Consider the following 13,968-nt stretch of genomic DNA (forward strand, 5'->3'; position numbering starts at 1 on the left):
CAACATGAAAAAATGTAGCATACTTATTTTGATTATAATAATGGTTGTCTTGTCAGGATGTTCATCTGAAGAGCAAGACAGCGATGGGAAAATAGAATTAACGATCTCGGCTGCTGCTAGTTTAACTGATGCTCTACTGCAATTACAAGATACATTTGAAAAAGAGCATCCCGAAATTCAAATTTCATACAATTTTGGTGGTTCCGGATCCCTACGAAAGCAGATTGAACAAGGTGCACCAATAGATTTATTTATATCGGCATCAAGTATCGATTATGAAAAATTAGTAGAACAGCAAAGGGTAATGGAAGGGGAAGCTATCCTTTCCAATAATCTTGTACTTATTTCGGAAAATGAAGCGGAAGTATCATCTTTTGATTCATTCTTAGCAGGTGAGGGGACTATTGCGATTGGCACGCCAGAAGCAGTTCCAGCAGGTACATATGCACAAGAAACTTTAACAAACTTAGGAGCATGGGACACATTAGAAAAGCAGAATCGTCTTGTTACAACAAAGGATGTATCCCAAGTTCTCACATTAGTTCGTGAAGGTGCAGCAGATGTAGGTATTGTATATTCAAGCGATGTAAATCGGGCAGATAACGTTCATATTTTACAGGAATTTGACAAAAGTATTCACTCACCAATCAAATATTATGCTGCAATTATTGACAATGGCGAAGAAAATGAAGCTAAATTAAAAGCAAAAGAGACCTATTATCAATTTATATCAAGTGAAACAGCTAAAAAAGTTTTTGAAGAGTATGGATTTCAATTTACAATAAGTGTTCAAAAATGAGGATGAAAAGGACCGAATAGAGTAGGTGAAAGAGAAATGCAATGGTCATGGCAACCCGTTCAATTATCATTTTATGTAGCAAGCGTAGCAACAATAATTGCATTTCTATTAGCTGTCGTTTCAGCTTTTTGGATGATACAGAAAGACAGGAAAGGCAAGGCAATTATAGAGACGATATTCTTCTTGCCATTGGTATTACCACCAACAGTTATTGGTTTCTTTCTCATTGTAATATTTGGTAAAAACAGTTGGGTAGGACAAGCCATTGAGACGGTAACTGGAGGTAGTGTGTTATTTACTTCAACAGCAGCTATTATTGCAGCTTTAGTAGTTGCTTTTCCTTTAATTTATCAATCTATTAAGACAGGTTTTTTGTCAGTAGATCAAACTATTATTGGAGCAGCCAAGGTGGATGGAGCAAATGATTGGTCCGTATTAATTAGGATTATTTTGCCTTTGTCATCTCGCTCCATTGTCACTGGATTGGTGCTTGGCTTTACAAGGGGATTTGGTGAGTTTGGTGCGACATTAATGTTTGCAGGAAATATACCAGGAAAAACGCAAACTATCCCGACAGCTATATATCTTGCAATAGAAACTGGAGCTACAAGCATCGCCTGGTACTACGTTCTTGTTAGTATAAGTTTTTCATTTGTATTGCTTTTGATCATTAATCGAATGAAATCAGATCAATTATAAAAGAGGTTGGGACATAACGAAATGTTTAACTAAAATGACGAACAATCCCACAGAATTAGCGAAGTATATTTCCGGAGCGGTTTATCTACTCCATAACTTCTGTAAAGTTCGGATTTCTTTTTTTATAAAACATTTTTGTCCCAACCTCTTTAATTATTTTTTCTTTTAAAATTTCCGCTTTTCCCCCCACTTTTTTCAAGAAGGTAGGTTTGTCCAATAATCATCCCTTTGTCAACGGCTTTACACATGTCGTATACAGTTAATGCAGTAACAGAAGCTGCTGTTAATGCTTCCATTTCAACACCTGTACTCCCTACTGTTTTTACTTCGGCATTAATCATAAGTTCGTATGTATCATTTTCGATGTTAGTCCATTCAAATGATAAATCCACTCCACTTATTGGAATGGGATGACACATCGGTATTAAAGTAGATGTTTGTTTTGCGGCCATTATACCTGCAACTTGAGCGACAGACAAAACATCTCCTTTTTTATTTTTTTGTTCTGTGATATTTTCATAAACGATTCTTTTCATTTGGATACTAGATCTAGCAATGGCTTTTCGTGCTGTTTCTTTCTTATCCGAAATATCAACCATTTTAGCCCGGCCATGTTCATTAAAATGTGTGAAATCTGTCAATTTTGTCACCTATCTCTATTTAAGATTCGTATATTAAGTTTAGCTTAAGAAATGTTGAAATTCAAATAGATAATAGAAAAATTCTTGTTTAACCCACCTCAAGCTTCTAAGGAAACAAAGAAGGTAGGTGGGAGATGAACTGCCCGTAAAGGTTACCTATTCCTTATAGTCGTTACTTTCCCTATTTTCCATCATTAGAAAAGGAAACCAGTTGGATGGTTTCCCTTCTTAAACAATATTAAATGATAGAATTTACAGCCAAGCTGCACCAACGATTATTAGAAGGATAAATAAAACAACGATTAACGCAAATCCGTTTCCGCGTCCATAACCACCATAGCCGTAACCACCGTATCCGTAACATCCACATCCGAAGCCCATTATTGAATTCCTCCTTTTATTTATTTAAGAAACCATCCTTATTTTACTTTAGCAGGCAACGTAAGCTGAGCCCACAATAATTAATAGTATGAACAATACTACAAGTAAGGCAAAGCCTCCACCATAGCCACCTTCAACATTACTCATTTAAACATCACCTCCAAAGTGATTTACAATATTACTATATGTGTCGGGCGTTTGTATGATATGGGTATACGTCTAGATTGGGGTAAATTGGGCACGTGTAAGGATGAGATTCCTAAGTTGAAATGGACAAAATCTTTGTTGAATCCATACGTACATGTCTTTAATAGCTATGTTGTATTTTTGAACGTCCATTTATCTGATTAGTGAGCCTATAACAATTGCTCCTAAAACACATATAATACGATAAGTCCTTCTAACATTAATGAAGAGGTTGATGAAATGAATTTATCCGGATTCGAATTCTTATTGTTAGCATTGGCAACATTTCGATTAACTAGATTGATTGTTTTTGACAAAATAACCACATTTTTAAGATCGCCATTCTTAGAAGAAGTGGAGGAAGTAGAAGGGGATGGAACGGTTGTAACATATATAGAAGTTAAAGGTAATGGGATTAAGAAATGGATAGGGGAATTACTTAGCTGTTATTGGTGCGCTGGAATATGGTGTGCAGTTTTACTATTAGTGTTTTATGATGTTTGGCCAACAGTTATGGAATTTATCATTATCGTTCTTGCAATTACTGGTGCGGCAGGTTTTTTGGAATCTGTAGTAAATAGACTCACAGATTATTAAAATTAGCAGGGAGGTATGGAAATGAAAGAGAAATACCAATCAAAAAAGGAATTAAAAGGAGCAACGTATTCAAAAAGAAAGAAAAAGTCAGGTTGTGGCTGTGGGAGAAAAAGGAAAAAAAGACGGTAGTATATAAATGTAGCATTCAACATTGATCATTCCATAAAAAAATAGGTATTCCTTTCATAATAGGGAATACCTATTTATTAATCCTTGTTTTTATTTGAGTGGATAATGGATTCACTTATTTTATTAGTCAAAATTAATATTTTCATTCCTTCTTCTCCGGGCACATTAGGTTTTTGATCATTTTTAATGCAGTTAATGAAATCCAGCAACTGTACGTTTAATGGTTGTATGGAATGGTCAAATTGAATAGTTTCCATAATTGGTACAGAAGCGCTACTGGTATCCTCTTGAATAGAGCGAGAAATCTTCATTACATTATTTAAAATATCAGTCTCAAAGAGAGCGTCTTTCGTGAGAACTTTAATTGTTCTAATTTTTCTACTAGATTTAAAACTGGCTGTTAAGTGAACTATTACACCTGATAAGGATTGAGCTATAGTAACAGCGTGTTCGGGAATGCCATTTATCACCTTTCCAACGGTATACAACTCACCATAGCTATCTGTAAGGAGTTCATCCAATATATATAAATCATGGATCATTAAATCCTTAACCACATCAATATCTTTTAATCTATCATCATATGGACTCATTCTAAAATGCATAATCTCTATAATTTCTTCATTTTGTAATTTATTTTTAAGAAATTGTATTAATGGGTTATATAGTTCAATATGTCCTACTTGAAGTTTAATGCCAGCTTTTTTTGCCCGATCAATCAAGTCTCTTGCTTGATCGACTGTACTAGTAATTGGTTTTTCCATCAACATGTGTACGTTATGCTCAATACAAGATAAGCCGACTTTATAATGAAATTCTGTAGGTACAGCAATACTCACAGCATCGACTGCACGGAGAAGGTTATTTAAAGAATGAAAAGGTTTAACCTGATACTTATTAGCGATCTCATTTCTTTTCTCTTCATCTGTATCGTATATGCCCACGAGTTCGCAATCGTTTTGAAGGGATAAATAAGTTTGAACATGATTCTCACCCATTTTACCGATTCCAATTACGCCGACTTTCATGCTTAACCTCCTCATAATTGAACTCCTAATGTATATTATGATTTATTCAATAATTGATATGGACGTTAGTAATGAAAAGATTTAAGTTTGGCTTTTTAACTATTAATCATTTAGAAGGTGAATGTATGATTCATATATTATTTATTGCTGAAGATACATCCCAACTCTTGAATAAAAATTTTTATTATCTTGAACAGGAGCTTGTTAAACTAGCACATGTCACATTCTGGAGAAAAAATGGACATATCAGTTCTATTCTCAAAAAATTATCTATCCGACCAGATTTTATTTTAGTATTAAATGATATAGGCAAAAAATTCTCCCCCCGAATTAAGGGGTTAGCAAACATTGACATTCCCGTAGGACTATTTATTAATGACGTTCATCGATTCACAAATCTTCGGAGAAATTTTATTTCCAAAAATAAAATACCTTTTCTATTTACGATAGCTCGAGATAAATTCATCGAAATTTACCCAGAATTTCAATATAAAATGGAATGGTTTCCTCATTTTGTGAATACAAAAATTTATAGGGATTATCACGAACAAAAGAATATTCATCTATTAATGATGGGGGCGGTAAACGATATTTATCCATTAAGAAAAAAAATACGTAACACATATAAAGAAGACTCTAATTTTGTTTACCATAAGCATCCGGGATATAAGTCATTTAATGAACAGGAAGAAACCCAACATTTTATTGGCTCCTATTACGCTAAGGAGATAAATCGAGCCAAGATCTTTTTTACATGTCCATCAATATATTATTATCCTGTTAGGAAATATTTTGAGGTTTTAGCATGTAATACGTTACTTTTAGCACCTACATTCAAGGAACTGGAGGATCTTGGTTTTATTCCGGGTACACACTTTGTTCCAATCGATGAAAACAACTTTGCAGAGAAGGCTGCATACTATTTAGAGAATGAAACTAAACGACAGCAAATTGCTGAACAAGGCTATCATTTTATTTACGAAAACCACTCCGTTAAAAAAAGAGCTCGGCAATTAATTAAAAAAATGGAAAGCATTGTTTTTAAATAAGGGGGATTTACTTTGTCCGTCATTCCAGAAACTGTAAAGTTAGGAAGTCATGTCGTTATTGAAGAAGGTGTGACAATTGGAGAAAATGTCGTAATCGGTCATCACACCACTATATTACAAGGCACTAAAATCGCTGATGATGTTGTTATTGGAAACAGCTGTGTATTAGGTATAAAACCGGCGGTCAACAAAAGAATGAGAAAAATTTCACAGGAAAATGTTTCATTAATTATTCAATCAGGGACTAGAATTGGAAATTTGGCTTCCGTTTATTCAGGGACACATATTGACAAAAATGTATTTATTGGTGATCATGCAAGCATTAGAGAGAATGTCTTAATAGGGGAAGGAACTGTTGTTGGAAGAGCAGCTATTGTAGAATTGAATTCAAAAATAGGGAAAAATTGCACCATTCAAACACTTGCATATGTAACTGGGGATACAACGCTGGAGGATGATGTTTTCATCGGACCTTGTGTCTCGATGTCAAATGATAAGTATATGGGGACTAAACCATACTCTTTAAAAGGAGCATATATCGAAAAGGGAGTAAAGATTGGGAACAATGCTTCACTACTTCCAGGAATTAAAATAGGCAGAAATACAATAGTAGGTGCTGGTTCCGTTGTTACTAAAGACTTAGAAGAAAATATTACTGTTGTTGGCGTTCCTGCTCGAAAGATTAATTCCTAGAAGGGGGGATTTATCGTGAAAATTGTAACTGTAGTTGGAGCAAGGCCACAATTTATAAAAGTTTCCATGTTATCAAGATTATTCCAGAAAGATCCTAACATAAAAGAAATATTAGTTCATACAGGACAACATTATGATGCAAATATGTCCGATATTTTCTTTGACCAGTTGAAAATTCCGAAGCCAGATTATAATCTAGGGATTGGATCTGGTACTCACGGGAATCAAACGGGAAGAATGTTATCAGAAATTGAATCTATTTTATTCAAAGAAGAACCTAATATCGTTCTTGTTTATGGGGATACCAATTCTACCCTTGCAGGTAGCTTAGCGGCTTCAAAGTTGCATATACCAATTGCCCATGTAGAGGCAGGGCTGCGTAGTTTTAATAAAAAGATGCCGGAGGAGATTAACCGACTTTTAACGGACCATCTTTCTACATGGTTATTTTGTCCAACGAAAAGTGCTCATAGTAATTTAAAGAGGGAAGGGATAAAAGATAGGGTCTTTATAACAGGTGATATTATGTATGATGCGGTTCTTCATTTTAAGTCTGAAGCTTTAAAACATTCTACCCTTTTTAGCAGGTTGAATCTTGACAAGAAAGATTATTACCTTGCTACCGTTCATCGTGCGGAAAATACGGATAGAATGGATAGACTTCAAACATTGTTGAAGGTACTGTCCCAATTAGATAGGCCTGTAGTACTTCCATTGCACCCGCGAACAAAGAAAAAGATAGAGCATTGGAATTTGGAATCCATGATCACAGCCTCCCATATTCATACGATTGAACCCTTGAATTATTTTGATATGCTTGCTTTAGAAAGCGAAGCAAAGATGATATTAACTGATTCTGGAGGTGTTCAAAAGGAGGCTTATATGCTTCAAGTTCCTTGTATCACGTTGCGGGATGAAACAGAATGGATTGAAACGGTGGAAGCAAAATGGAATAGTATTGTTGGTGCGTCTGATCACCAGAAAATTTTAAAAGAAATATCAGCTAAAAAGGAACCAGATTCCTACCCAATGTTATTTGGAGATGGAAAAACATCGGAAAAAATTTATAGGATAATTCGTGGGGGGTAAAAAGCTCCCCCCACTATTATAGAATGAATGGGCTATTACCATTTATTAACGATTCATAGACATTTAACAACCTTTTTTCCATGTGTTCCCAGCTATATAAGTTTTCCATTACCTTTCTCGCATTTACACTCATTTGTGTTAGTTTTGCTCTATTTTTATTTAAATATAGAAACGCCCTTGCGTAGTCTTGTGCTGTCGCTTTCGGTTTATTGATAACAAGCCCACACTTATGTGTTCGAATAAATTCTTCCATCTCATGGCATTTATTAACAACTACAGGGATTCCATTGTTTAAATAACTAAAAAATTTATTAGGTAATGCATAGGATCGATTAAGGGATTGGGATAAATCATCAAAATCAATCCAACCAATATCAACATTCTCCATATGCTTTGAAATGGAATGATAATCAACCCAACCTGTTAACTCTACATGTTTCTTCAAATTATCTGGGACAGTTAAGGAGTGTCCATGTAATACACCGCCAATTATTTTAAAGTTAAAGTCGGTTTGCTTTGAGCATATATTTGTAATATCGAATATTTTATCCCTGCTTCCTTTTTTGTTATCTGCAATATGACCTTCATAACAAACCGTAAGTTTGTTATTCTTGTAATCTTTAGGTTCAAATGGTTTGGCAAGAGGAGGAGAATTGTAAATAATTTCAACCGGAAGCAATGGATTTTTTGAAAGATACCAGGATTTGATGGAGTGAGATACCGTTATAAGTTGATCAATTTCTTTAATCATGGTATTTAGTAACTTTAACATTGCTGTTTTCCTTTTTTGTGGAATGGTTTTATTATCTAATGGATCCGGAATTAGGTCGTGACTATCGTATATTAATTTTACTTCTGTATTGTGTAATTCCTTCATCTTTCGTTTGATGCCAATACCTGCATATAATGAACCTAACTCATGGGCATGATAAATATCTGCTTTTTCTTCCAGTCCGAGTTGTGTTAGTGGATTTTCGAATTTGGTATGATTACCATGATCTATGTGGCTTTGCATTTCGATGGGGGAGGGTTTAAAAGATTCTATTTTATAGGTAACTATTTTTATATCTTCGTGCATAAAACTTGGTTGTAAGAAACGGTCATTAAAAGGAGCCTTATCGATATCAAATAAATTCCCTTTAACCCTAGGTACAATCATTGTTACGTCATAACCATTCTTTTGTAACGTTTTGGCTTCCTTTTTAAATATTCTAGAATCTAAAAAAGAATGGGTGTGTATTAACATACATACTTTTTTTTTCATTTTTATCCTCCTTGAATTACTAAGAAGTAACTACTTATAGGGAACTGTTTCCACTCCCTTATATAATGGATTATTACTCCATGAATCTACATATTTCTTCCATTTGTTTATATAATGCAATAATCTTTTGTCTTGCGTGATATGATAAAATTCTTCAAGTCTATTAATGTGTATGAAGTGATAAACATTATGCCATTTATTGCCAAATTGTTTAAAAGTAGTGGGATTTCCTAGTGCCTCTAAGTGTTGCCAAGGTATTTTAACCTTGATGACATTTTTTCCTTTTTGAATTGGAATTTTATCTAGCACCACAGATTTGTCAGGTTTCATAGTTTTAGCAGAATACTTTGGTTTTATCATAGAGAGAGTCAACAATCCTGCGTTTTCGCTAACTAGATGAATCGTAATTTCGTTTGTCTCAGGATATGAATATCTGCTTAATAATACATTTAATAATGCGGATTGATTTTTGGTGAAAATCTTCTGTCCTTTTTTTACCACTGAATTATCATGAATACAATTCATATATTTTTTTTTATCATCAACTAATAATTCAAATGTCCCTTCCCCAGGAACGTTTAAATGAATTCCTTGTAGCTCCATATTACCTGCAGTTGATTGAATCTTAATAGTTGTACTGCCGTTTAATGTATATCTAGAATTTGCGAATTGTGGTGCATCATATAAAGGGAGTAAGTTAGCTAATGTATTTAGATTTTTATTCCAAAATTTAGTTGCATCTTTGTCTTGTATGATATCAGCATATTTTTTAATTGAAGATATCGCTGACAGCCACCCGTTTAGAACATAGCCATTTGGCTCCATAGGGTATTCCTGTATACTTGGCCCGTATAAGGAATGATGAAAGACCCCACCTTCAGTAACTGGAATTTTTAAGCTATGGTAAACCTTTTGGGCTGCATCTTTGTATTTTTCTTTATTTGTTGAGGCATAAAGTTGTGCAAAGACTTCGGCATAGTATGATTGTGTTAAACCAGAATAATAATCTCTATTCATAGAGTTAAAGGCAGAGTTTGATTTGTACCAAAACACCAATGTATCTTTAAAACTTTCCATTCTATGAATAGCTGCATCAGCAACTCTCATCGCTGCTTTTTGATAGTTGATATCTTTCGTTTTTTTGAATTGAAACAGGTAGTCTCTTATGACATATACTCCATAAATCGGATGACAAGCAACCGTTTCTCCTAAATCCTTCCCGGGATACCCATCTTCCATGAATTTAATTTTATAACGGTGATTGCTAACTGTTTTTAAACGTGTAGTAAAGTTTGGCATTTTCATTTGTTTTTTTAATCCTCCTAAAAGTAATTACTGCTTCTCCATCTTATTCCAATATAGTTGTAAGGTTGAGGGCATATATTGCTAAAACCTGTTTATTAGGCAGGTAATGAATGCTAAAGTATAAGATTATATGAATAATTCAATAACTTAATTAATAATATTATTTATTAAGTTATTGAGTGAAAAACAAAAGTATTATTTAAGCAAACATTAAATAGGTAAACTATGATTTTTTGAAGGAGGATAAAATGGGGAAAAGTGTTTGCTTTTTAATAACTGAACACCCTTTTTTAGATGCGCGTATATACAAGAAGGAAGCGAAGAGTTTAATGAAAATTGGCTATGACGTAACCATGATTGTACCGAGGAAGAATGGTTACCTCTTTGATATAAACGGTGCTATTTTTAAGGATAGTTTTCTGGAAAAAACGTTTATATATGAAGGGATTAAGATAGTAACGTATGAACAGATAACTTATGAAAAGCATTTAAAATATTTAGGATCTAATTTGCAATCTCGAAGTCATCACCGTTTTACAGATTCTTTGTTCCAATTAGGAGTTGAGCAGAAAGCGGATATTTATCATGCACATGAGTTTTTTTCATTGTATGCGGCTATTGGAGTGAAACGGGTATTAGCTGGTAAGGGAAAACCATGTAAAGTTATTTATGATAGCCATGAATTAGAACCAGACCCTTTAATAGATCAGTCACAAAATAAAAAGAAAGTGAAAACAGAAATGTTAAGAGCGATGTTAAGAGAAACGGATTATGTCATTACTGTATCACCATCTATTCAATCATGGTATCGTTCGATTGACTCTAATCTCCAGGTAGAAGTCATTTATAACTCTCCGCCACTAGCCCCTAACTATGAACCGAGAAACGTTTCCCAATCCGGCCTTCTACTAGCCTACGAAGGTACTTTAAATAAAAAAAGGGGAAATTACCCAAAATTATTAAAGTTATTGGAAATGAGTAATAAAAAGATTGATTTAAAAGTAAGAATTATTGGAGGGAAGAAAGAGTCTGATAAAGAACTCATTCAACAAATTCCAATTCATTTAAAGGAAAAGTTAGAGTTTTCTGGTTGGGTTAATTATGATTTAATTCCTCATTTTATGAAGGATGTTGATTTAGGTTGGGTAGACGTAAATGCAGCGAATTCTTTAAATCATAGATTTGCCATGCCGAACAAGTTCTTTAGTTATTTAAATAATGGTGTTCCAATTTTAGCTAATCAGGGCAAGGATATAGAACGATTTGTTGAAACATACCAATGCGGTCACATCGTTAAAAAACTATATGCTACTGCTGAAGATTATTTTCAAGCTCTTCTGATGCTAAATTCCAATAGAGAGAAAATCCAAAGTATGGGTGTAAATGCACGAAGGATAATGGAATCAACGTACAGTTGGGAGCATATGGAGAAAAAACTTTTTGCAATTTATGACAAATTAATGAAAGATTTATCTCAATTAAACGGGCAGTAAGACTCCCGACTCAAGCTTGTGGGGAAACAGTAGGTGGAAGTCTTCTTTAAAAGTTAAGCTAATAGATCTTAGCCAATTTTTTCTAAACCATACAATAAGTCCAATCCGTTCAACAACTCATTTAATAATATAAATACTATAAAAATTAAAATCAATACGAAGGAGGCTAACCTATGGAACCGTTGGCAGTAGTGACGGTTGTTGGACTAGGAAAGATTGGACTAACTTTAGCAGCTGTATTCGCCAATAATGGATATAGAGTTATAGGTGCAGATATAAACCAAAAAGTTGTTGACACGGTTAATCAAGGAAAATCACATATAATGAACGAACCAGGTATAGAACAACTTGTTTATAACGCTTATAAGAAACAAACACTTAGTGCGACAGTTAATACATCTGAAGCAGTCAGTCAATCAGATATTATTATAGTTATTGTTCCGGTATTAGTTGATGAAGAGAATCATATTGATTATCAATATATTGATTTGGCTGTTCAGGAAATAGCTAAGGGAATGAAGAAAGGTTCTCTATTAGTTTTTGAAACAACTCTTCCACCAGGAACAACGAAAAATAGATTTGGAAGGAAAGTAGAAGAAATATCAAAATTAACGATGGGAAAAGATTTTCATTTAGCTTATAGTCCTGAAAGAGTTTATTCAAACCGAATCATACAGGATTTGAACGTTTATCCCAAAGTGGTGGGAGGAATAGATGAAAAAAGCCTTGAGCTTGCTAAAAACTTTTATAAACGTGCTTTAGAATGTGAAGTAATGGAAGTAAGTTCTTTAGAGACTGCTGAATTTTCGAAAGTCGCAGAATGTGTGTATCGTGATGTAAATATTGCACTTGCCAATGAATTAAGTTTATTTGCCGAAAAGCAAAACGTTCAAATATCAGAAGTAATAGAGGCTAGTAATAGTCAACCATATTCCAATATTCACTCTCCAGGAATTGGTGTTGGGGGGCATTGTATACCAATTTATCCATATTTCTTCATTAATAAAGGTCTAGACCAAGGACTGACTCCTCTTTCAAGACAAATAAATGATCATATGGCTCATTATGCGATTTCCAAAGTTGAAAAAGAGATAGGGGAATTAGAGAATAAAAATGTTCTTATTTTAGGATTGGCTTATAGGGAAAATGTAAAGGAGACAACAAAATCTACTACATTACTATTAATAGACCAATTAAAAGATAAAAATGCAAACGTATTTGTAAATGATCCACTGTTCTCCGATAGTGAAATTGAAAGATTCCATATCAACCCTTTGTCACTAGACTCATTAGATATATCTAAAATGGATGTTGTCATCCTTCAAGCTTTCCATCAAGAATATGAAAACTTAGATTTTAGAATATTTAATAATTGTAAAATTATAATGGATGGTCGGAATAAACTGGATAAAAATAGCATATCGAAGTTGGGAATTACGTATCTAGGAATAGGGAATGATGGTTAAATGTCAAACAATAACTTTAAAAAGATACCAATGATTGATTTAAAAGAGGAATTAAAGCTAATGAGAACACCTATTTTAGAAATGATGACAGAAGTCTTAGATAGTGGGGTTTATGTACTAGGGGAAAAAGGAAAACAATTAGAAACAATTATTGCATCATACGTTGAGGCTTCTTATGGGCTCGGTACAGCAAATGGTACGGATGCTTTATTATTGGCTCTAAAAGCATTAGATATCGGTCCAGGAGATGAAGTTATTACAACTCCGTTTACTTTTTTTGCCACCGCAGAGGCGATTGCGGAGGCAGGGGCTACACCTGTTTTTGTTGATATTGAAAAAGAAACATACAATATGAATCCTTCTAATATTGAAAAAGTAATAACCAAAAATACAAAAGCAATTCTTGTCGTCCATCTGTTTGGAAAAGCCGCAAACATGAAGGAAATAATGAGGATAGCTAATACTCATCATTTGAAAGTAATAGAAGATGCCTGCCAAGCTATTGGAACTGAGTCTAATGGTAGGAGGGTTGGAGCAATAGGAGATGTTGGTTGTTTTTCTTTCTTTCCATCAAAAAATTTAGGAGCGTTCGGTGATGCGGGGTTTATAACAACCAATCATAAACATATTTATGAAAAGATTAAAAAGATTAGAGACCACGGAAGTGAAAAAAAATATCATCATTCAACTATCGGTATGAATAGTAGATTGGATGAAATCCAAGCGGCTATATTATTAGTCAAATTTAACTTCTTAGATATTTTTCTGCATAAAAGAAAAGAAGTAGCTAGAATGTATACAGAAAACCTGCCTTCCTATTTAACAACTCCGTCAATAGCTAAAAATCGGGAACATACTTTTCATCAGTATTGTATTGAATTAGATGAAAGGGATGAACTTGCATCCTATTTAAACGACTCTGGAATTGCCACCGCCATTTATTATCCGATTCCCCTTCACCTTCAGAAAGCTTTTGATTATTTGAATTATAAGAGTGGAGATTTCCCAATCGCAGAAGAAACAGCTGAAAGGATATTAGCTCTTCCTATTTCCCCTACATTAACATTTCGAGATCAAAATTATATTATTTCTTCCGTGGAGCGTTTTTTAAAAAGTAAATAAAAAAATACTCAAGTGAACTGCCTCTGT

At 33.9% G+C, this 13,968-nt stretch carries 14 protein-coding genes and 1 pseudogene; 9 read left to right on the forward strand and 6 right to left on the reverse strand.

The window, feature by feature from the left end; translation table 11 throughout:
- The first annotated feature begins 4 nt into the window (after positions 1-4).
- Both modA and modB read left to right on the forward strand, forming a co-directional pair.
- Positions 5-799: a molybdate ABC transporter substrate-binding protein gene (gene modA, locus ACFQ18_RS04495; protein WP_047186275.1), complete on the forward strand. Its 795-nt coding sequence runs from the start codon at positions 5-7 to the stop codon at positions 797-799.
- Positions 800-835: 36 nt separating this feature from the next.
- Positions 836-1,498, forward strand: a complete 663-nt coding sequence (gene modB, locus ACFQ18_RS04500; protein ID WP_047186274.1) for a molybdate ABC transporter permease subunit — start codon at positions 836-838, stop codon at positions 1,496-1,498.
- Positions 1,499-1,647: 149 nt separating this feature from the next.
- Here modB and moaC read toward each other — a convergent pair whose 3' ends face one another.
- The 3 genes and pseudogenes from moaC to ACFQ18_RS04515 form a co-directional block, all read right to left on the reverse strand.
- Positions 1,648-2,139 (reverse strand): cyclic pyranopterin monophosphate synthase MoaC, encoded by a 492-nt coding sequence (gene moaC / locus ACFQ18_RS04505; RefSeq protein WP_047186273.1) that lies wholly within the window; start codon positions 2,137-2,139, stop codon positions 1,648-1,650.
- Between the two features lie 252 nt (positions 2,140-2,391).
- Positions 2,392-2,475: pseudogene (locus ACFQ18_RS04510) on the reverse strand (YjcZ family sporulation protein); the annotation flags it as partial.
- Positions 2,476-2,568: 93 nt separating this feature from the next.
- Positions 2,569-2,667 (reverse strand): YjcZ family sporulation protein, encoded by a 99-nt coding sequence (locus ACFQ18_RS04515; RefSeq protein ID WP_084824110.1) that lies wholly within the window; start codon positions 2,665-2,667, stop codon positions 2,569-2,571.
- Positions 2,668-2,946: 279 nt separating this feature from the next.
- Between ACFQ18_RS04515 and ACFQ18_RS04520 the strand changes: the two genes are divergently transcribed.
- Entirely contained in the window at positions 2,947-3,303 is a 357-nt protein-coding gene (locus ACFQ18_RS04520) for a DUF1360 domain-containing protein (RefSeq protein WP_047186272.1), read from the forward strand.
- A gap of 206 nt (positions 3,304-3,509) precedes the next feature.
- Here ACFQ18_RS04520 and ACFQ18_RS04525 read toward each other — a convergent pair whose 3' ends face one another.
- Positions 3,510-4,460, reverse strand: a complete 951-nt coding sequence (locus ACFQ18_RS04525; RefSeq protein ID WP_047186271.1) for a Gfo/Idh/MocA family protein — start codon at positions 4,458-4,460, stop codon at positions 3,510-3,512.
- A gap of 71 nt (positions 4,461-4,531) precedes the next feature.
- Between ACFQ18_RS04525 and ACFQ18_RS04530 the strand changes: the two genes are divergently transcribed.
- Genes ACFQ18_RS04530 through wecB form a run of 3 tightly spaced genes read left to right on the forward strand, consistent with a single transcriptional unit; the run spans position 4,532 to position 7,291 of the window.
- The gene (locus ACFQ18_RS04530) at positions 4,532-5,509 is read left to right on the forward strand and encodes a glycosyltransferase (RefSeq protein WP_257456787.1); all 978 of its coding nucleotides are present in this window, start codon (positions 4,532-4,534) and stop codon (positions 5,507-5,509) included.
- Between the two features lie 12 nt (positions 5,510-5,521).
- Positions 5,522-6,202, forward strand: coding sequence for an acyltransferase (locus ACFQ18_RS04535; protein WP_204797842.1), 681 nt, complete (start codon positions 5,522-5,524; stop codon positions 6,200-6,202).
- Positions 6,203-6,217: 15 nt separating this feature from the next.
- Positions 6,218-7,291, forward strand: coding sequence for a non-hydrolyzing UDP-N-acetylglucosamine 2-epimerase (wecB, locus tag ACFQ18_RS04540; protein ID WP_204797841.1), 1,074 nt, complete (start codon positions 6,218-6,220; stop codon positions 7,289-7,291).
- A 16-nt stretch (positions 7,292-7,307) separates the two neighbouring features.
- Here the strand turns inward: wecB and ACFQ18_RS04545 are convergent, their stop codons facing one another.
- Entirely contained in the window at positions 7,308-8,555 is a 1,248-nt protein-coding gene (locus tag ACFQ18_RS04545; protein WP_204797840.1) for a glycosyltransferase, read from the reverse strand.
- Positions 8,556-8,585: 30 nt separating this feature from the next.
- On the reverse strand, positions 8,586-9,860 hold the full coding sequence (locus ACFQ18_RS04550) for a D-glucuronyl C5-epimerase family protein (RefSeq protein WP_204797839.1): 1,275 nt from the start codon (positions 9,858-9,860) through the stop codon (positions 8,586-8,588).
- Positions 9,861-10,108: 248 nt separating this feature from the next.
- Here ACFQ18_RS04550 and ACFQ18_RS04555 point away from each other — a divergent pair, with 248 nt between their 5' ends.
- The 3 genes from ACFQ18_RS04555 to ACFQ18_RS04565 all read left to right on the forward strand — a co-directional run bounded on the left by ACFQ18_RS04555 (position 10,109) and on the right by ACFQ18_RS04565 (position 13,941).
- Positions 10,109-11,353, forward strand: a complete 1,245-nt coding sequence (locus ACFQ18_RS04555) for a glycosyltransferase (protein ID WP_204797838.1) — start codon at positions 10,109-10,111, stop codon at positions 11,351-11,353.
- Positions 11,354-11,526: 173 nt separating this feature from the next.
- Positions 11,527-12,819 (forward strand): nucleotide sugar dehydrogenase, encoded by a 1,293-nt coding sequence (locus ACFQ18_RS04560; protein WP_047186263.1) that lies wholly within the window; start codon positions 11,527-11,529, stop codon positions 12,817-12,819.
- A complete protein-coding gene (locus ACFQ18_RS04565; RefSeq protein ID WP_047186262.1) occupies positions 12,820-13,941 on the forward strand; it encodes a DegT/DnrJ/EryC1/StrS family aminotransferase in 1,122 nt (373 codons plus the stop codon).
- The last annotated feature ends 27 nt before the right edge of the window (positions 13,942-13,968 follow it).

The sequence above is a fragment of the Oceanobacillus caeni genome, from assembly GCF_042678465.1.
GTDB lineage: Bacteria > Bacillota > Bacilli > Bacillales > Amphibacillaceae > Oceanobacillus > Oceanobacillus caeni.